This window comes from Arthrobacter sp. TJ-170 (genome assembly GCF_058269305.1).
In genome coordinates this window covers 1-20,072 of sequence record NZ_JBZCNL010000011.1, presented here as the reverse complement: position 1 = coordinate 20,072, position 20,072 = coordinate 1, and the positions used below count along the sequence as shown (strand labels likewise).

The window sequence follows — 20,072 nt, the reverse complement described above, 5'->3', positions numbered from 1 at the left end:
GGCCAGGCGGCGCTTCCCTCAACTGCATAACTGCCTCCGCGCTCGAGACGCCACCTGGTGGGGCGCTGACCGCTTCGTTCTGCATGGCGGGCAGCTTCGTCGAATGGCGATGCATCAGGGGTTGCGGAGTGGGTTCAGCTCTCGCGGCTTTGGTGCCGGTCTAGCAGTTGTGCGCAGCGGATCAGGCCCAGGTGGGAGTATGCCTGAGGGTGGTTGCCCAGGTGCGTTTCGGTTGTAGGGTCGTATTCTTCGGGCATCAGCCCTGTGGGGCCGATGAGGTTAACAAGCTGGCCGAACAGTACTTCGGCGTCATCGGTGCGGCCGACCGCGAGATAGGCCTCGATTAGCCAGGTCGTGCAGATGTGGAAGCCGCCTTCCAATCCGGGCAGCCCATCGTCGTAGCGGTACCGGAAAACGGTGGGTCCTACGCGCAACTCGCGTTCGACGGCATTTACTGTTTTTAGGAATCTTTCATCGGTTACGTCCAGCAGGCCGGAGAGGCCGATATGCAAGACTGCCGCGTCCAAATCGGGGCTGCCGTAAGCCACGGTGTACGACGCGGATTCCTCGTTCCAGCCTTGTTGGAGGACTTCGGTGCGGATAGTGGCAGCGGTGGTGCGCCAGAGCGGATCGAGGACCCGTCCATGACGCTCGGCGGTACGTACGACGCGGTCCAAGGTAACCCAGCACATTACCTTGGTGTAAACGTGGTGGCGCGGTGGGCGCCGGGCTTCCCAGATTCCGTGGTCTGGTTCGTGCCACCGGGCCAGGACCGCCGCTGCCATCTGCTCCAGCAGCTGCCATTGGAAATCGGTCAAAAGCCCGTGGTATTCACTGAGCCTGTGGATCAGCTCTGCAACTGGGCCGAAGACGTCCAGTTGCACTTGGTGGTCTGCAGCATTGCCGATCCGTACCGGGCGCGACCCGGCATAGCCTGGCAGGCTTTCAATGGTTGCCTCGCTGGCCATGGAGTTCCCAGTTACCGAGTAGAGGGGATGTAGCCACTCGGGGCCTGGAGCCTGGTCCAAAATTCGGCCTAGCCATCGCAGGAACCCGTCGGCCTCATCCGTGGAACCAAGATCCACGAGTGCTTTAACGGTCATGGAACCGTCACGCAGCCAGCAGTACCGGTAGTCCCAATTGCGGATTCCGCCGATTCCCTCGGGCAGCGAGGTGGTGGGCGCCGCCAAAACCCCGCCGGTCGGTTCGTGCACCATGGCTCGGAGCACCAGCGCGGAACGTTTAACCAGTGACGGTTTGACCCCAGGGAGCTTCAACTTGCGCACCCAGGCCCGGGACCCTGCCGCGACGTCCGCCCGACGCGCTGGCTCGCCAGCGGCATCGAGCACAAAAATTCCGGTGTCCCCGCAGCGCAAGTTCAGCACGACCGGCCCGCTGTGTAGATCCACATCGGCAGTGGCGGTTGCATGGCGGTCGTCGGTTCTGACCGTGAAACTGACCCCGGGGGCGTGCAGGATTATGGGATCAGCGGTGCCGAGCACGTGCAGGTCAGTGCCGCAGACCTCCATGGTGAAGGGGGCGTTCGTGTAATCCGGGCGTGGCGCAAAGACGATCCTGGCTGCGCCCGTGCCGGCAAGCACCCGTACCAGGCTGGTGAGACCATCCGGTGAGGGCTCCAGGTAGTCCGTAACGGTTATGTCCGCCCAGCGTGTCTCGACGATCATCGTGCTGTCCACATAGCGTTGCCCGAGCACCCGTGATGCTTGCACGGGCTCAACGCTGAAATGCCCGGCCGCGTCGCCGCCAAGAATGTGCGCGAATACGGACCCGGAATCCGGTAGCGGATGAGTCATCCAGCAGATTTTTGCATCCGGAGTAACCAGTGCCGTGGAGGAACCGCTCCCCAGTAGCGAATGGCGTTCCAGGCCCACGGCATCTTCGCCGAAAAGCCAAGCTCGGCGCATCTCGAACAGCACGGCCAAGACCATTGCGAAAGCATCCGGATCCGGCAGCCGGTGTCCGTTCCCGGTCCCGGGTCCGACCCGCAAGCCCAGGTCCGGACCTCGCAGTGTCGTGAGGGCGTCCTCGTCGCTGGGGCCGTCCCCGGCATAAAGGGTGGCGCTGATGCCCAGCTGCGATCGCAGGCGTTCGAGGGCTCGGCCCTTGGCAGGCTCCACTAGGGACAAATCCAGGACGGAGCCGTCCACAATGAAATACATCCCGCGATCCCGGGCAATGCGTTCCGCTTTAGCGGTCACCCTTGCAGCGACGTCCAGCGGCTTCCCGATCAAGCGTACTGATACCCCTGCGGGTTTCCGTTGGATCCTTTCGATTCTGAAGTCCTTTTCAGCCCTCACTACTTCCGCCAGGGCGTTAGTGACTTCCTGAAGGATTGGCGTTGTGGTTGCAGGCTGGTCGTAGAGAAAACTCATGTCATCTTCAGTACCGTGCGAACCTACCAGGTGGACTTCGGCCGGCAGCCGAGACACTGCAGCCAGATCCCGCAAGGAACGGCCTGAAATTACCGCCGCGTGGGTGTTGGGCAGCGACGCCAGGGCGCGCAGGGCAATCGAGGCACTGCCCATCTGCAAGGTCACCTTGGAGGTCCCCTCGTCGGCAGAAAGTGTTCCGCCGTAGTTGCAGGCCACCAGCAGGTTCGGCGTGCGTGCCAGTATCTTCAGCTCATTGAGCAGCTGCGGTGACAGTTTATTTCCCGCGGGATCGGACTGGATCAGATCTCTTAGCAGGTCCTGTGGCAAGGAGTTGGAAGGCGAGCCGAATTGAGCCCCCGACCGACCGGCCGCCAACTGGCCACCATTCGTGGTCATCTAACGTTCCTAGCCCTCAGCCACCGGTCCGGCAGCTGAGGTGGCCGCCGGCCAGAACCGAGTTATGCCTGCGCCCGTCGGGGATCAGGTTCCAGAAAGATTCAAGGCCGACCATCGTCCCAGCGTGATTCTGTGAAGGTACCGGTGTCAAGGGTTCAGGCTCAGGAGCTCCAGGGTCGGGTCCGCACGCAGGACAGGGGCTAACTTCAGTGCGGAGTTTTCAAGACGACAGGAGGAAGGTCAGACGGCCTCGTGTTGGCTCCGCGACGACTCAGGGTGAAATAATCTTCACCATCGGACACAGGAGATGGTCCCGGTTCAGGTGCCGGGACTGCCGCGGGGTAATGACCGGTTGCGTCGAGCACGCTGTCTAGCCAAGTGACGCGATTCGTAAAGCGCTTCGCCTTGCGCGGATCGGTCCACCGGTAGGAGTCGTGCTCCCAGTTGATTTTCAGCCGTCTTTGGGATGTCAGGACGGTGAAAGTGTGAACGAGCCAGGGGGTCCCAAAGCCGTCGGTGACCACGAGGTCCGGTCCTTGACGGAGCGCCTGGAGGTCTACGGCCCGCAGCCCCGTTTCTTCAAAGAGTTCTTCAAGAGTCTGCTGTTCCGGTGTTGCCCCGGCTTCCAGAAATCCGGTGATGCAGTGCCAAAGGCCACTGTCATGGCTAGGGCGGCGGCTTCTCCTGAACAGGGCAATCCTGCCCCGCCACTGGATGACGGCGGCGATGACGACGTGATCCGGGGCGATATCACATGCAGCGCCAGAGGAAACCGTGATGCCAGAGGATGCATTGATGGCGTCCATGTTCCTGTCCTTTACTACGTGCTCTCGAGGGGCGGGCACCTTTTTCCACAAAGCATGATTGATCCCACCTCCTAAGCCGCAAAAGAGGTGACTCCTGCCGGCCGCCGTGTCGGCTAGGAAAGCAAATCATCGATAACCGGAGACCACCCATCGGCGGGATGCACGAAGCGGTGGTCCAAAGCGCTCAGTTTTCGGGGATGAGTCTCTTGAGATGGCTCGCAGGGAGGACCTTGAGCTGTGGCCGGACAATCTTGCGAACCATCACTAGAAATAATGCCTAGGAGCAGGATAATGTATTCTCCGTTAGGATGTACATTTTCTTCTTTGTCGGTGAGGCCGCCGTCAGAGAGGAACAGCATCGCTCCCCCGGGCGCTGAGGCGCCGCGAAAGGAACCACACATGAACTACGCAAGCTTCGTATCCGCCGACGGCACTCCCACTTGGGGCATCATATCCGACGGGCGGGCATACGATCTGGGCCCCAGCGGAACCAACGTTGCCCTCACGCTCCGCGCCGCCATCGAGCAGGGCATCTTCGGCACCGTCGGTGAGGCATTCCGAAGCGCACCCTCCCAGGCAGAAACAGACATCCAGTTCCTGCCTGCCATCACCGATCCCGGCAAGATCATCTGTATCGGTGTGAACTACCGCAGCCATCAGGAAGAATCCGGCAAGACTGAACAGAAGGCTCCCACCATCTTCACCCGCTTCGCGGACTCGCAGATGGGCCACCTGCAGCCAGCCCAGATGCCTGCGACCACCACCAAGTTCGACTACGAAGGCGAAATGGCACTGGTCATCGGCAAGGAAGCATTCCACGTCGCCGAAGAGGACGCCTTTGACTACGTTGCCGGCTACGCCGCCTACAACGACCTCAGCGTCCGTGACTGGCAGCTCGCCGCCTCTCAGTGGATTCCCGGCAAGAACTTTCCCGGCACCGGCGGCTTCGGACCCTATCTCGTTCCGGCCACCGACCTCGGTGACGTCAACGCGCTCACCCTGGAAACCCGCGTCAACGGCGACATCCGCCAGAAGGCTTCGGTGGCCGACCTGTACTTCACCATTCCGCAGCTGATCGCCTACGTCACCGGTTTCACCAGGCTCTCCCCCGGTGACGTGATTGTCACCGGCACTCCCGGCGGAGTGGGCCTGTTTATGGAACCGTCCGGCCTGCTCTCCGAAGGGGACGTCGTCGAGGTCGACATCACCGGTCTGGGTACCCTGAAAAACACCGTGGAACTCGTTCCCTGACCTACCAACTGCCGCCGCCCCGACTGCACCCACCTAAGGAACGGAACTTTGATCGGCATGGAAAAAATCATCGAAACCGACGTACTGGTCATCGGGGCTGGCCCCGTCGGCCTCGCTGCGGCGAACCTGCTGGCGGACCAGGGCGTCAGCGTATTGCTCGTTGAACGCCGTGCCGGTACAAGCGACGAACCGCGGGCCATCAGCGTCACCGACGAGACACTGCGGGTCATGCAGCAGATCGGCATTCTGGACCGGCTGGCACCGGAGATGCTCATGGACACCGGCGCCCGCTACTTCGGCCGGAAGGAACAGCTGCTGGCGGAGGTCCACCCGGCCAGCTCACGGCTGGGCCAGCCCGGCAAGTCACAGTTCGACCAGCCCGTCATGGAATCGCTGCTGCTTGAAGCTGCCCGGAGCCGTCCGCTGATCGACATCCGCTTCACTACCGAAGCGTTCCGCATCACGGACGGCCCCGGGCACGCGGACACGGTACTGATTGACGACGACGGCAAGCACACCGTCCGCTCCAAATGGGTGGTGGCGTGCGACGGCGGCCGCAGCCCGGTCCGCTCACAGCTCGGTATCCCGATGGAGGGTTCCACCCAGACCCAGAAATGGATCGTTGTGGACATCATCAACACACCGGGCGAACCGGAGCGGTTCTCCGAATTCCACTGCAATGGGACACGCCCCGTGGTGGTGGTTCCCGGAGTGCACGGCCGCCGCCGGTACGAGTTCATGCTCCTCCCTGGCGAGGAGACTGCGGCGGTCACGTCGCCCGAGGCCATCATCAAGATGATCGCGCCGTACCAGACGATTGGCGCGGCGGATATCCGCCGCGCCGCCGTCTACGTTGCCCACCAGCGCGTGGCCCTGAACTACCGCGTGGGGCACGTCCTTCTCGCCGGGGACGCCGCCCACATGATGCCTCCCTTCGCTGGCCAGGCCCTTAACGCCGGCATCCGCGACGTCGCCAACCTCGCCTGGAAGATCGCAGCCAACGTCCGGGGCACCGGTACCGACGACCTAATGGACACCTATCAGGCGGAGCGGCGTCCGCACGCTGTGGACATGGTGCGCCTCTCCCACAGGATCGGCAAAGTGGTGATGAACGTCAATCCGGCGCTCACAGCCATCCGAGACACGGCCATCATCGCGTCCGGCATCGTTCCCGCTGCCAAGGCATGGCTCGCCGGTATGAAGTTCCTCAAACAGCCGTACTTCACTGAAGGCTGCGTGTCGCACCCGATCACTGAGATTCCAAAGTGGGGAGCCTTGCTGGTGGGCCGTTCCCTGTCCCAGCCGCAGGTCATGCTGTCCACCGGCGACGCCGTCCCTCTGGATACCGTCCTCGGTTCCGGCTGGGCACTGCTGCACTTTCCCCATGATCGCCGTGCGCCCATTGAGGTCAAGCGGCTGGGCACTGATGGGAACGGAGCCGAGAAAAACGACGACGGCGGCGGCCGCCACCTCGCGCTGACCGGCCTCACCACCGTCACCGACACCAGCGGCGCTTTCGCGGCTGCCGCAGGCAGCGGTATGACCATTGTGGTGCGGCCCGACCGCTACGTTGCAGCAGTCACCACCCGGCACACGCAGCAGGCGGAGTGTGAAGCACTGGCCGTCTACGTGCCGGAGCTGCCGCTCCTGCTGAACGCCGAATCAGGAGCACCGGTCACCCGCTGACAGACATCAGCAAATCAGACAACACAGTAAAGAGCGGGGAGCCCATCGGGGATCCCCGCTCCTATGCCGTCGCAAGCCCAACCAGGTAGCAGCAGGTGTCGTTCTGAGCCTTAAAACGACACCTCTTGTTACTCCATTGGGAAGTTCATTGGACAAAGCACCCACCCCATAACGCGAACGACGGCGGAGCCACCGCTCAAGGATCGGAATCCCTGGGTGCGGCCCCGCCATCGTGGTGCGAAGCGGTTGCTTAGACCTCGCCGCCGTGGCGCTCGATGACGTCGCTAGCCAGCTGCTTGCAGGCGGAACCTATCCCCGCGCCCGGACGGCGACCCGGTCGCAGGTGGACGCAGCAGGCACACCTTCCGGCGCAGCAGGGGTACCGTCGATTTCCGTGAACATGGCCTGGTAGGCGCCGGTCTCCCCCGCTGTCTGAGCCTTGCGGTGGTCCAGGGCGCGGGCGCGGCTGATGCTGCCCAGGTAAAAGCGCTCGTAGAGCTCGATCCGGCTGCCCAGCGCCGAGCCGGCGAAGTCCCAAGCGGTGCGCATGATGCGGGCACGTTCCTGGGCACTGATGCCGTTGGCACCGGGGAGGTACTTCTCCAGCAGCGGGCCGAGCCGGGGATCGTTGAACGCACCGCCGGTGGGTGTTGCCAGCAGGTTGTGTGAACCCATGGACTTGATGATGTCGTTGATCCGGATCATCCAGCCCGGCATGATGGCCCGCAGGGAGCTGATGTCGTCGTGGCAGAAGTACGCTCCGCCGCCCCAGTCCGAGGCCCGAAGTTCCGCCGAATGGATGGCCGCCCGGGTGAGCCGCAGGTAGGTGTAGATTTCACCGAGCATCGCGGCGACGTCGGGCTTGCCTTCGGTCCCGGTCACCTTGGCAATCTGCGTGCACAAATCGTAGGCGAACTCGAGCTTCACGGCCGCGCGGATGGCCGTCTGCTGCTGGGTGTTGCCGGAGGCGGTGCCTGCATTGATGGAGTTGTAGACGTCCAGGTTGCCGTCGATGAACACGCGGTCCCATGGAACCAGCACGTCGTCGAAGATGATGACAGCGTCCTGTTCGTCGAAACGTGAGGAGAAGGGTTTGTCCTCCAGGGCAGCGTCCACCCCGTAGTGGTCCCGGCAGATGGCGACGACGCCGGGGGTGGCCACCGGGATGGCAAAGGAGATTGCGTATTCCTCGAAGCCCTTTTGGATGGGCACTGCCGGGTAGACGTACAGCTCATCGGCGATCGGCCCGAGGGTGGCGAGCATCTTAGCGCCCTTAACGATCAGACCCTGCTCGGTCCGTTCCACTACGCGCAAGGTGAGTTCCTCGTTCATGCCCTGCAGTTCGCCCACGCTCTTGTCGATCGCGGCGTGCACGATGGTGTGGGTCAGGGCGAGGTCCTTCTCGATGACTTCGCGCTGGTACGCCGCGAGCCGCTGGTGGTACACCTCGTCCCCGGAGCGGTCGAAGATATCCTTGCGGGACACGTGCCCGGCCAGGACCACGTTGACATAGTCCGGCGTGCGGCCGAGCATGCCATTGGAGTACCGGGCCAGGCGGTCGAAGGCACGGTGGCGGCGGTCGATGTCTTCCGCGTTTCTGGGCAGCGAGTGGCTCACGTTCATGGCCTCGCCGGTCTCCGGGCGGGTGGTCAGGCAATCTGCCGCGTACTTGTGCTGGTAGTCGAAGTAGCCGGCCATTCCTTCGACCGAGCCCTTAAAGGCCGGGTGCTCAAGGACGGAGATGCGCTCCGATCCGAGCCACACCTCGCGGCCGTCATCCAAGCCCCGCTTGTACTCTGCTCCGGTGCGTGCTGTCACTTCGAACTCCTTCTCGGCTGGCGCCCGTGGTGGCACACAGGCATCAAACCATATTGTTATGGAAAAATGCATTTCGCAGCAAATTTTATATACATGACGAGGAATTGACAATCCCCTGCGCACAGCTGAGGAGAACGACGTGACAAGGCTGTCGCCGATCGCACCTGACTCTTGGAGCCGGTAGGCATCATCGATCTCCTCGAGCAGCATCTCTTGGGCGATCAAATCGTCGAGGTCAAGGCGACTCGGCGGGTACAGCCCGGCGTAAAGGGGGATATCCCGGAGTCGATCCCATATACACGCTTGGATACGCCGCTGCGCGGCGATGGGCTCTCCTCAACGATCTGGACGAGGACGCGCCCCGGGCCCACCAATCGCGGTCAATATCAGCAGCGCCTGACCGCCACAGGGATGCCGAGCCAAATAACGTAGGGATCCTGACGGCGAAAAGGGTCGGACGCTGGTTTGCTTTACCAGCGTCCGGCCCCTTGTCCGTGATGGCTTCCGTCGCCGCCCACCTGTCGGAAGCTGCTCAGGACAGGCGTCCTAAAGCGGGCCAGCCGATTCGGCGACGCCGTCCCGGGCCTCCGCGCCAACCTCGCGGTACCGCCGGGGCCAGACCCCCTGCTTTCCGGGCGCCAGAATGCCGTTGGGATCCAGCACGTCCTTCAATGTCTCCTGGAGCCGACGGATGGCGTTGTTGTTGTAGTCGAAGCCGTCGGCGATGACATCCATGTAGTCCACATGGCTGCGGTAGGGCGCGTACCCGTGGCTGCGGGCCGCTGCCAGCAGCGCTGAGTAGAGAGCCCGTGCGCGCGCCAACTGCTCTTGATTATCGTTTTCGAAGAAAATCATGGTCACGTGCACCATATGGCGCGGGTAGAGGTGGTAGCCGATGTACAGGTCAAAGCCGAACCGGCGGTACAGTTCCTTGGCTTCCCGATAGAACGCCCACACTTCCTCCCCGCGCGCGGGAATGATGGGGGCGGCGTCAATGTGCCCGCCGTTTTCCGCCGCCCATGCCACCGTGGACAAGGGCTTCAGGGTGGGCACTCCTGCCATTTGGGTGCGGTCCATGTCCGCAATGTCGTCATAGGCGACCTGTACGCCTTCATCACCGTCATAGAGCCTGGCTTTGACGGTGAACCCTTCAAGCCCGGCGAAGCGCTCCCGAATGATCTCAAGCCTGCGTTGGGCGAGCCCTTTGTCGCCATAGATCGCGAACTTTGCGTTCCACTGGCCAATGCCCATTTCCTGGCGCATCTCCTCCAGGCGGTCGTCCGGAATGGACCCCTCCCCTTGGTACCAGCGTGACCGCGGGCCGTTCATGGTGGCCGCCCGAACAACGTTGCCACAGAGGGCGTTGTTCTGGATGACGTCCTCGCGCCGGAGTTGGGTCAGGATGTCCACCAGCTTGGGCATGTCCTCCTCGCGCTCCACCACGACGTCGCCGTTGATGTACACGTCCGGCCAAGGCATCAGCCAGAGGCCGATCTTGGTGACTATCCCGAGATTTGATTGGGTGAAGATACCGTCCAGGGTGGGGCCGAATCCGCCTTTGAAGATGGGCCCGAGTTCCGTTCCGTCCATGGCCCACATTCCTGTACGTACCAGCTCACCGTCCGGCAGGATCACCTCCATACCGCAAATGGATTGCACATGGTCGCCCATCGGGGTCATGCCGTAGCCGCGGTCCAGGGCGTTGCCAAGGATCGATCCCCAGCCGAGGGCGGGAACGGACATCCAGAGCTTCAGCCCCTTTTCCTGGATGTGTTCGAAGAGGTCAAAGAAGCTGACACCGGGCTCGATAACGGCGTAGTTGAGATGGTCATTCACTTCGATGATCCTGCTGAGGCGGCTCAGGTCCAGCGCTACCATGCCGCGGCTGCGGGGTTCCGGTCCCCCGTAGCCCAGGTTCTTGCCCTTGGAGAAGGACCAGAGTGGGACGCCGGTGTCGTTGGCGAGCCGGACCACGGCCTGGACCTCCTCCACGCTCCCGGGACGCACGCCAGGCCACTTAGCCCGCCCGGGATTCAGGGGATACGGGTCGATGTAGCCGTCTTTAGGCGTGGCACGGACAACATGGCCGGGGCCGACAATTGCTTCTGCTCGGTCTAGGAATGTGGCTTGGGCGTCCATTTACGTTACGTCACTTTCGGGGAGGGTGCTGCCGCTGCGGCGATGGCCGGGATGCCGTCATCGGCGCCGTTTCTTTTTATGATGGCAAGCTGAACTGCTCAAGTAAATCGCCTGTTTCCGCTCTTCGTCGTCAGTAATATTGATAATATGAACATCACCCTGAACCCTTCGATTACGTTGCGCCAGGCCCTGCACTTTGTGGTGGCGGCCGAAACGGGAACGATGAGCGAGGCAGCAAGGCGGCTGCACATGGCGCCGTCTGCCATTTCCATGTCCATCGCGGAACTGGAGCGGATTGTCGGGGCCCAGCTGTGCATCAAGCGCAAGTCCAAGGGGCTCACCCTAACATCGACGGGCATCGTTGTATTCCGGCAGGCTCGGCAATTGCTTGATCTCGCGGATGAGATCGCGTCGCTGTCCAAGAGGGACAGGACAGACATCCGAGGTCCGCTGACCGTCGGCTGCTTCATGCCGCTGGGGCCCACCATCATCCCGCCGATGCTGACCGACTTTGCGGAACAGTGCCCGCACGTGGAAGTGGACTTCATTGAGGGGTACCACGAGGATCTGCAGGCGCACCTGCTCAACGGTTCCATCGACGCCGCCTTCGTCTACGACATGGACATTTCCCCTGCCCTCAAGACGGCGCCGCTGCTATCCGTGGAGCCGTACATCCTGCTTCCGGCAGACCATCCCCAGCGCGAAGCGGAGGTAGTTGCGCTCAGGGACGTAGCCGCCAGTCCGCTCATTTTCTTCGACGCACCACCCATCTCTACGCGCATCCTCGACATGTACCGCGATGCCAGCCTGACGCCGGACATCCGGCACCGCTCCCGAAGCTACGCCACAGTCCGATCGCTGGTAGCGAGTGGCCGTGGCGTTGCCGTGCTCTTCCAGCAACCCATGCTGGACGCGCCATACGAGGAGCTAAAGGTTGTGCTCAAGCGGGTTACCGAGCCGCCGACCCATACCCGTGCCCAGGCCACTGTGTCGCTGGCCTGGACGCGTAGCATGCGGTTGAATGCCCGCGCCCAGGCCTGGGTGGATGTGGCCGTCGAACGTTTTGGGTCTGCCGACTCCTAAGCGGCCCGCCCCGCGCCGCCCTCTACGCTGAGGGGCGCGAAAGCCCAAGGTTCTCACGCAGGGTGGTGCCCTCGTACTCGGACCGGAAGTAGCCGCGGTCCTGAAGCTCCGGGACGAGCTTGTCGCAGATGAGTTTGAATCCGCCCGGGTTGAAGGGAGCGTTGAGGTTGAAACCGTCGCAAGCCTTCGACTCGAACCAGTCAACCATGCGGTCAGCCACCTGCGAGGGAGTGCCGGCCATCCACTGGTGTCCGGTGGACCGGGCCAGGTCCACGATCAGCTCGCGCAGCGTCATGCCCATGTCCACGCTCTTCTTGCGGTAGATCTGGTACCTGCTGCCCAGCCGGGGGTCATCGGAAAACCACTCGGCTGGGATCGACTCATCGAACTCCAACTCGGACAGGTCCATCTTGAGGTCAGCACCCACCTGCTTGCGGCCGTTACCGAGGTGCACGTAGCCGGCCAGCTCGTTGGCAAGGTCCTGCGCTTCCTTTTCCGTGTCGCCGAGAATGGGCAGGATGCCTGGAATGATCTTGACGTCGTCGGGGTTTCGGCCCTTCTCAGCCACCATGTTCTTGAACTTGGTGTAAAACTCGATGGATGGTTCCTTGAACGGCTGGGCGGTGTAAATCCCGTCCGCCACCGAGGAACCCAGGTCCATGCCGGGGCCTGAGGATCCCGCCTGGACCAGCACGGGGCGCCCCTGCGGTGACCGCGGCATGTTGATGGGCCCTTCAACTTCAAAAAATTCGCCCTTATGCCGGATGGCCTTGAGCTTGCTCCGGTCCACATACTCACCGGATTCCCTATCCACGATGATTGCGTCATCGGACCAGCTGTCCCAGAGACGCTGCACCACGTCCACGAACTCCGTGGCCCGCCGGTAACGCACCGCCGGGTCCGGAACGTCCTCCACGCCATAGTTACTAAAACCGTCCGACGACGTGACGATGTTCCAGCCGGCCCTGCCATTGGACACGTGGTCCAGGCCGCACAGCTGCCGGGCCAGGTTGTACGGCTCGCAGAAGGAGGTGGACATGGTGCCCATCAGGCCGATGTTCTTTGTCCTGGCCGCCAAGGCTGCGAGCACGGTCATGGGTTCGTAGAACCCGTTCATCTTGATGTCGCCCCGCATCACCGTGTTGGCGTGCACAATGTCGCCGAAAAAGACGGCGTCGAGTTTTGCGGCCTCGGCCATCGCTGTAAGGTCTGCCACGAAGTCCAGGTTGCCCAGCTCTTCTGCCCGACTTCCTTCCATCCGCCAGCTGTCCTTGTGATAGCCCGCTGGCAGCATGAAGGTAGTGAGCACCATGTGATTCTTAGGCTTCATTGCCTGGTTCCTTTCGTTATGCGCGCCAATCCGAGCGCCCTCGCTGTCTCCAGCATGGCGGTCAGCGGTACCACCGTAAAGGCAGAAGTATCAGAACAATAACTTCAAGGAAACTGACAATGCTGGTCGGGCGTGAGGCCGGAAGCACTCTCGGCATTACGTTGCGCCTCTGGAAGCCGTTCCTTGCGTATGTTTAGACCGCGTTGAGCCTAAGTCGCGAGCCCTCACGCGTGAGGCGCACTGCGGCGAGACCTGCTGCCAAGATGACGATCCAGAACACGGCTACCATCCATACGCTGCCGCCGGCTGCGAGAACCAGGCCCGTGGCGATCATGGGGGTGAAGCCGGCGCCGATCATTGAGGCGCCCTGGTAGGACAGGGACGCCCCGGTATAGCGGACGCCGGTGGGGAACTGCTCGGAGATGTAGGCGCCGATTGGTCCGGCAAGGGCCCCCTGGACCAAGCCATTGCCGACCACCACTGCCACGGCAAACCCCCACATGGTCCCGTTCGTAAGCAGCAAGATGAGGGGGAAGGCGAGGAGGATGCCCGCCACGCCTGCGCCGGTAAGGACAGCGCGCCGGCCAATCCGGTCACTCAGGCGGGCGGAGTAAAAGCAGACCGCCACCGTCACCACGGCGGCGACTCCCTTCCAGTTCAGGACGCCGGAGCGGTCCACGCCGCTTCCAACAGCCATGGAGACGCCCCACACCGTCAGCAGCCCCTGGCAGGCATAGAATCCCAACGTCGCCACGAGGGTGACCACGACGACACGCGGATGATGCCGGAGCACCTCAAGCAGAGGCGGGTGCTTAACTTTAACGGCTTCCGCTTCGAGCTTCTGGAAGACGGGCGTCTCTGCCACCCTGAGGCGGATGACCATGCCGATGAGGATCAGGAAGGCACTGAGCAGGAACGGTATCCGCCAGCCCCAGACCAGGAACTGGTCCCCGGTCAGCGCGGAAACGGCGGAAACCACTAGCGTCGCCAGCAGCCCGCCCGCCGGTCCGCCGGCGTTGGCGAACGCTGCGGCGAGGCCGCGCTTGTTCGCAGGGGCATGCTCCAGGGCCATCAAAGTGGCGCCGCCCCACTCTCCGCCAACGGAAATGCCCTGGATGACGCGCAGGAGGACCAGCATGATAGGCGCCGCAACGCCGATCTGTGCTGTGGTGGGCAGGAGCCCGATAAGGACGGTGGCGCCGCCCATCATGAGCATCGACAGCACCAGCATCTTTTTCCGGCCGAGGCGATCGCCGAAGTGACCGAAGACGATGCCACCGAGAGGCCGGGCAACGTATCCGGCTGCAAGGGTCGCAAAGGAGGCAAACAAGGATAGGCCGGGGCCCAGGTTGGCAAAGAAAACCCGGTCAAATACCAGGGACGCAGCCGTGGCGTAAAGGATGAAGTCGTAGTACTCGATGATGCTGCCGATGAGGCTGGAACCCAGCACGCGGCGCATGTCTTTAGTGTTCAGTGAGTCGGCGGCAGGTACCTTGCTGTCTGAAGACACGTCCACCGTCATCTGGCTTTTCCGGGTGGTTCTCGGGTGCAACATGATCTCTTTTCGAAAGCTGAGAGCGTTCGTTCCGACGGCATTGTTGTTGTTATGTCCCGAAGCAACCTCCTCCGCTCACGTAAGCATGGCGCAAATCACAGGGTGAGGCTACTCAAGAAAGCATAAGCCCGGCGAGAGTGCTTAGCTGCCCAGGAGGAGGCTGGAACAGCCGGAATGGCGAAACGCTCAGCGGTGGAGGCTGCTGAGGGAGCGGCGATCCACGGGCGAGAGCCCGAAATTGCGGAAGTCCAAGGGACGGTACGCACTCCACATGTTGTACCAATTTTCGTCCTCGCCCCACACGACCGGGGGGCGGGAGTCATCATAGATCTGTTCCAGGTCCGTGTAAAGCTCCACGACGGCTCCGGAGGTCTCCACGTAGTATGCGGCGATATTGTGGCCGGCACCGTGTCGGACCGGGCCCCAGATCAATTCCCGGCCCAGTTTGTTCAGCCGGTCACCGAGCTTTCCGAGATCGGAGATGCTTTGCGTCTGCCATGCGTGGTGGTGCAGGGTTCCCTCGCCGCGGACCAGGGCAATGCCGTGGTGGTCAGGGTTGCAGCGCATGAAATAGGCAAAGTCGTCACCGATGACGTCCGAAAGGCGAAAATCCAGCACCCGGCGAAGGAAACGCATCATGCCACCGACGTCCCGAGGGTGGAAGTTGAAGTGGCCGTACCGGTCCGGGCCGAAGGACTGCTGGAGGGCGATGTTCTCCTGCATGCCTACGTAGATTTCGAACAAGAAGCCCTCGGGCCCGATGAAGGAAAAACCGTCTTCGATGCCAACACCGCGGGGCTTGTTGCTGAGGATCGTCATGTTCTCGTTCTCCACACGCCGCCGGATCTCCCGCAGCGCATCGCCATTCGCCGCAACTAGGCCGAAACCATCAACGCCGTTGACATCGGACTCGACATAAACCAGCTCGTGGTGGACGTTACCGGCAGCGAGGTACACGGCATCGGAGGTTCGTTCCGTTTCACGGAGTCCAAGGATCTGGGTCGCGTCAAATACCGAGTTAGCGAGGTCCGTCGTTTGAATGCTTACGTGGCCCATCGCGCTTATCAATCCCCAAGACATCCTTGTCTCCTACTCGTTCGCACGGCTCTTACGGATAGCGTGATACCCGCTTCATCATCAACAGAAAACACTATCTGAGTCAGAATCCATAATCTACTGAAAAAACAAAAAAGTCGAAACAGAGTAAGCTTCCTTTGACTTGGGCGCCAACGTCCTGCATAGTTCGTATACGATTTCGTACTCGATGAGGAGTAGCACTTGGAACAGGTCATCGACCACGTATTGCACGCAACGCGCAAGATTATTGCGGTGCACATCAACTACCCCAGCCGTGCAGCGCAGCGGGGCCGCACTCCGGCCCAGCCGTCGTACTTTCTGAAACCCTCGTCCTCACTGGTGGTCGGTTCGGCGGAAGCTCCCTCAAGCGTTGAACGCCCCGCGGGGTGCCAATTGCTCGGCTATGAGGGCGAGATCGCCCTGGTAATTGGCAAGGCCGCCCGGCGGGTTGGGCTCGAGGACGCGTGGAGCCATGTGGCCGCTGTGACCGCCAGCAATGACCTTGGTGTGTACGACCTGCGCTGGGCTGACAAGGGTTCCAACCTCCGGTCCAAGGGCGGCGACGGGTTCACCCCCGTGGGCCCGGCGCTTCTCCCGGCACATGCCGTCGATCCCGCCAAACTGCGCATCCGCACCTGGCACAACAGCAAGTTGGTGCAGGACGACACCACGGAGGACCTGCTCTTCCCGTTTGTCCGGCTGGTGGCCGACCTGTCCCAGCTGCTCACCCTCGAGGAGGGCGACATCATCCTCACCGGCACCCCCGCCGGCGCCTCCGTCGCCAAGCCGGGCGACGTCCTCGAAGTGGAGGTTTCCGCCGGAGACCTCACCACCGGCCGCCTGGTCACCAGGGTGGAGGAAGGCACGACGCCGTTCGCTGACTTCGGCGCCGGCCCTGAGGTTGATGACCTGCAGCGGGAGGAAGCGTACGGATCCCGTGAGGCCGCCGGGCTGGCCGCACCCGCGCCCACCCTCTCCCCGGAGTTGAAGGCCAAACTGGAGTCCGTGGCCACCGCCACCCTGTCTTCGCAGATGCGCAAGCGAGGACTGAACAACGTGAGCATCGACGGCCTGCATGCCACCCGCCCGGACCGCCGCGTGGTCGGCCTGGCACGCACCCTGCGTTACGTCCCCAATCGGGAAGACCTTTTCAAGACCCACGGCGGCGGATTCAACGCCCAGAAACGTGCCATTGATTCAGTGAACGACGGCGAAATCCTCGTCATGGAGGCACGCGGCGAGAAGGGCACAGGAACAGTGGGCGACATCCTCGCCATGCGCGCCCAGGTCCGGGGAGCGGCCGCGATCATCACCGACGGCGGTGTCCGCGACTACTCGGCCGTCGCTGACCTCGACATGCCCACCTACTTTGCCAACCCCCATCCCGCGGTGCTCGGCCGCCGCCACGTCCCGTGGGACACCGACATCACCATCGCGTGCGGCGGAACCACAGTGCAGCCCGGCGACATCATCGTGGCCGACTCCGACGGCATCCTGGTGATCCCGCCGGCCATCGCCGAGGAGCTCGTGGAGGACTGCATCCGGCAGGAGAAGGAGGAGACCTTCATCTTCGAAATGGTCGGGCAAGGCCACAGCGTGGACGGGCTCTACCCGATGAACGCAGAGTGGCAGGCGAAGTACCAGGAATGGGAAGCAGACCAAGCCGATGACTGAGACAGTGCTGACCGACCTCCCCGAGGTGACCGCCGCTCCCAGCAGCAAGTCCGAGCAGGCCTACCACGCGGTGAAGACCAGGATTGTGGAGGGCGCCTACACCCCCGGTTACCGGCTGGTCCTCAGCATCATTGCCAAGGAACTCGGCTTCAGCGTGGTCCCGGTGCGCGAAGCGATCCGGCGCCTGGAAGCTGAAGGGCTCGTGAAGTTCGAACGCAACGTCGGCGCCACCGTGGCCGGAATCGACCCCACCGAGTACCTCCACACGATGCAAACGCTCAGCCTTGTGGAGGGTGCGGCGACTGCGTTGTCCGCACCGCTGATCGATGACGCGGCCATTGCCCGGGCACGTGCCGTGAATGAGAAGATGCGGGACTGTCTCGAGCACTTCGACCCGGTGCGCTTCACCGCACTTAACCAGGACTTCCACGGCGTCCTGTTCGAACACTGCCCCAACCCGCACATCCTCGACCTCGTCCACCGCGGCTGGAACCGGCTGGCATCCCTGCGGTCCTCCACCTTCCGCTTCGTCCCCGGCCGGGCCCACGCCTCAGTGAACGAGCACGAAGCGTTGCTGCAGCTGATCGAAACTGGCGCCGACGCCGACACCATCGAAAAGACCGCGCGAGTCCACCGCTCCGCCACGCTGGACGCCTATCTCGCCCAATCTAATTAGCACGCCGACAACAGTTAGGACCTCAATGATGACGACCTCAGTAGAAACCACCCAGCACCACATTCCAGCGAATCTGCCCACGCATCTCCAGCACTTCATCGACGGAGAGTTCGTTGACTCGGTGTCCGGCAAAACGTTCGATGTGCTGGATCCGGTATCCAACAACAACTACGCCACAGCCGCGGCAGCCCAGCCGGAAGACGTCGACCTCGCAGTCGCCGCTGCCAAGCGGGCCTTCAAGGAGGGCCCGTGGTCGAAGATGCTGCCCCGCGAACGCTCGCGCGTGCTGCACAAGATCGCCGACATCGTCGAATCTCGTGACGACGAACTGGCCCTCCTTGAAAGCTACGACTCCGGCCTTCCCATCACGCAGGCGAAGGGCCAGGCGCGCCGCGCCGCTGAGAACTTCCGTTTCTTCGCCGACCTCATCGTCGGGCAGGAGGACAACGCATTCAAGGTCCCCGGCCGCCAGATCAACTACGTGAACCGCAAGCCGATCGGCGTCGCTGCCCTCATCACGCCGTGGAACGTCCCCTTCATGCAGGAGTCGTGGAAGCTCGCCCCGGCCATTGCGACCGGCAACACCGTCGTCATGAAGCCAGCCAGCTACACCCCGCTCTCTGCCGTGCTGTGGCCCGAGATCTTTCGCGAGGCCGGCCTCCCCGACGGAGTCTTCAACCTGGTCTTTGGATCCGGCGGCGTCGCGGGCGACTATCTCGTGAAGCACCCCGACGTGCCGATCGTTTCCTTCACCGGTGACAGCTCGACCGGTGCCACCATCTCAACCGCAGCCGCTCCCCAGTTCAAGAGCCTCTCGCTCGAGCTCGGCGGTAAGAGCCCGGCCATCGTCTTCGCCGACGCTGACATCGAGGCCGCCCTCGATGCCACGGTCTTTGGTGTGTTCAGCCTGAACGGCGAGCGTTGCACCGCCGGGTCCCGCGTGCTCGTGGAGCGGGCCATCTACGACGACTTCGTGGCCTGCTTCGCCGAGCGCGCGAAGAACGTCAAGGTGGGCCTCCCGAGCGATCCCGCAACAGAGGTCGGCTCACTCGTGCACCCGAACCACTTCGACAAGGTCATGAGCTACATCGAGCTTGGCAAGTCCGAGGGCCGGCTTCTGGCTGGCGGCGGCCGTCCCGGGCACCTGCTGGAGGGCAACTACATCGCGCCGACCGTTTTTGCCGACGTCGCTCCTGAGGCACGGATCTTCCAGGAGGAGATATTCGGTCCCGTTGTCGCCATCACCCCGTTTGAGAACGACGACGAAGCGCTCGCCCTCGCGAACAACACCAGGTATGGCCTGGCGGCCTACGTCTGGACCTCGAACCTGAAGCGGGCCCACAACTTCGCACACGCCATCGAGTCCGGCATGGTGTGGCTGAACTCGAACAACGTGCGCGACCTGCGCACGCCGTTCGGTGGAGTGAAGGCCTCCGGCCTCGGACGCGAGGGCGGTTACCGCTCAGTCGACTTCTACACCACTCAGCAGTCGGTACAGATCACCCTCAACGAGGCCCACTCGCCCAAGTTCGGCAACGTCGATGACGCTGCAGCAACCAGCGACGGCTAGCCCCTCCCGAAACTTTTGAAGAAGAGAGAACATCATGACCAACTTTGTACCTACCCCTTCACTCCCGGCTCCGGACATTGTCCGCTGCGCGTACATGGAGATTGTGGTCACCGACCTCGCCAAGTCGCGTGATTTCTACGTCGACGTCCTCGGCCTGCACGTCACCGAGGAAGACGAGAACAACATCTACCTGCGCCCCCTTGAGGAGTTCATCCACCACAACCTGGTGCTGCGCAAGGGGCCGGTCGCCGCCGTGGCGGCCTTCGCGTACCGGGTGAAGTCCCCCGCCGAGGTGGACGCCGCCGAGGCCTACTACCAGGAACTCGGCTGCCGGACCGAGCGCCGTAAGGAAGGCTTCACCAAGGGCATCGGCGATTCCGTCCGTGTCGAGGATCCGCTGGGCTTCCCCTACGAGTTCTTCTACGAGGTGGAGCACGTCGAGCGCCTCACCCAGCGCTACGACCTCTACTCCGCCGGCGAGCTGGTGCGCCTTGACCACTTCAACCAGGTCACCCCGGACGTGCCCCGCGGCCGGAAGTACCTCGAGGACCTGGGCTTCCGGGTTTCCGAGGACATCCAGGATTCCGACGGCGTCACCTACGCTGCGTGGATGCACCG

General features: G+C 62.8%; 14 protein-coding genes. 7 read left to right on the top strand and 7 right to left on the bottom strand.

Features of this window, described 5'->3' with window-relative positions; translation table 11 throughout:
• Nucleotides 1-134: 134 nt before the first annotated feature.
• Both AC4D1W_RS15770 and AC4D1W_RS15765 read right to left on the bottom strand, forming a co-directional pair.
• Entirely contained in the window at nt 135-2,789 is a 2,655-nt protein-coding gene (locus tag AC4D1W_RS15770; RefSeq protein ID WP_490899373.1) for a trehalase-like domain-containing protein, read from the bottom strand.
• A 206-nt stretch (nt 2,790-2,995) separates the two neighbouring features.
• A complete protein-coding gene (locus AC4D1W_RS15765; protein WP_490899372.1) occupies nt 2,996-3,595 on the bottom strand; it encodes an NUDIX domain-containing protein in 600 nt (199 codons plus the stop codon).
• 399 nt (nt 3,596-3,994) lie between these two features.
• On the opposite strand from AC4D1W_RS15765, the gene AC4D1W_RS15760 reads away from it, so the two are divergent.
• The gene (locus AC4D1W_RS15760; protein WP_490899371.1) at nt 3,995-4,846 is read left to right on the top strand and encodes a fumarylacetoacetate hydrolase family protein; all 852 of its coding nucleotides are present in this window, start codon (nt 3,995-3,997) and stop codon (nt 4,844-4,846) included.
• A 57-nt stretch (nt 4,847-4,903) separates the two neighbouring features.
• A complete protein-coding gene (locus AC4D1W_RS15755; RefSeq protein ID WP_490899370.1) occupies nt 4,904-6,532 on the top strand; it encodes an FAD-dependent monooxygenase in 1,629 nt (542 codons plus the stop codon).
• Between the two features lie 309 nt (nt 6,533-6,841).
• On the opposite strand, the gene AC4D1W_RS15750 is transcribed toward AC4D1W_RS15755, so the two are convergent.
• Together AC4D1W_RS15750 and AC4D1W_RS15745 are read right to left on the bottom strand one after the other, a co-directional pair.
• Entirely contained in the window at nt 6,842-8,350 is a 1,509-nt protein-coding gene (locus AC4D1W_RS15750; RefSeq protein WP_490899369.1) for a 4-hydroxyphenylacetate 3-hydroxylase N-terminal domain-containing protein, read from the bottom strand.
• 546 nt (nt 8,351-8,896) lie between these two features.
• Entirely contained in the window at nt 8,897-10,489 is a 1,593-nt protein-coding gene (locus AC4D1W_RS15745; protein WP_490899368.1) for an FAD-binding oxidoreductase, read from the bottom strand.
• A 147-nt stretch (nt 10,490-10,636) separates the two neighbouring features.
• On the opposite strand from AC4D1W_RS15745, the gene AC4D1W_RS15740 reads away from it, so the two are divergent.
• Nucleotides 10,637-11,572 carry a LysR family transcriptional regulator gene (locus AC4D1W_RS15740; RefSeq protein ID WP_490899367.1) on the top strand — a complete coding sequence of 312 codons (936 nt, stop codon included), beginning with the start codon at nt 10,637-10,639 and terminating at the stop codon, nt 11,570-11,572.
• Between the two features lie 22 nt (nt 11,573-11,594).
• Here the strand turns inward: AC4D1W_RS15740 and AC4D1W_RS15735 are convergent, their stop codons facing one another.
• The 3 genes from AC4D1W_RS15735 to AC4D1W_RS15725 form a co-directional block, all read right to left on the bottom strand.
• The gene (locus tag AC4D1W_RS15735) at nt 11,595-12,902 is read right to left on the bottom strand and encodes an NtaA/DmoA family FMN-dependent monooxygenase (protein WP_490899366.1); all 1,308 of its coding nucleotides are present in this window, start codon (nt 12,900-12,902) and stop codon (nt 11,595-11,597) included.
• Nucleotides 12,903-13,095: 193 nt separating this feature from the next.
• Nucleotides 13,096-14,361 (bottom strand): MFS transporter, encoded by a 1,266-nt coding sequence (locus AC4D1W_RS15730; protein WP_490899365.1) that lies wholly within the window; start codon nt 14,359-14,361, stop codon nt 13,096-13,098.
• A 282-nt stretch (nt 14,362-14,643) separates the two neighbouring features.
• Entirely contained in the window at nt 14,644-15,537 is an 894-nt protein-coding gene (locus tag AC4D1W_RS15725) for a VOC family protein (protein WP_490899364.1), read from the bottom strand.
• Between the two features lie 198 nt (nt 15,538-15,735).
• On the opposite strand from AC4D1W_RS15725, the gene AC4D1W_RS15720 reads away from it, so the two are divergent.
• The 4 genes from AC4D1W_RS15720 to AC4D1W_RS15705 form a co-directional block, all read left to right on the top strand.
• Nucleotides 15,736-17,208 (top strand): fumarylacetoacetate hydrolase family protein, encoded by a 1,473-nt coding sequence (locus AC4D1W_RS15720; protein ID WP_490899363.1) that lies wholly within the window; start codon nt 15,736-15,738, stop codon nt 17,206-17,208.
• Nucleotides 17,201-17,884, top strand: coding sequence for a GntR family transcriptional regulator (locus tag AC4D1W_RS15715; protein ID WP_490899362.1), 684 nt, complete (start codon nt 17,201-17,203; stop codon nt 17,882-17,884). Before AC4D1W_RS15720 ends, AC4D1W_RS15715 begins: the two co-directional genes overlap by 8 nt.
• Nucleotides 17,885-17,912: 28 nt before the next feature.
• Nucleotides 17,913-19,454, top strand: a complete 1,542-nt coding sequence (gene hpaE, locus AC4D1W_RS15710) for a 5-carboxymethyl-2-hydroxymuconate semialdehyde dehydrogenase (protein ID WP_490899361.1) — start codon at nt 17,913-17,915, stop codon at nt 19,452-19,454.
• Between the two features lie 34 nt (nt 19,455-19,488).
• Nucleotides 19,489-20,072 (top strand): VOC family protein (locus AC4D1W_RS15705; protein WP_490899360.1); only part of this gene is annotated, 584 nt, incomplete at its 3' end.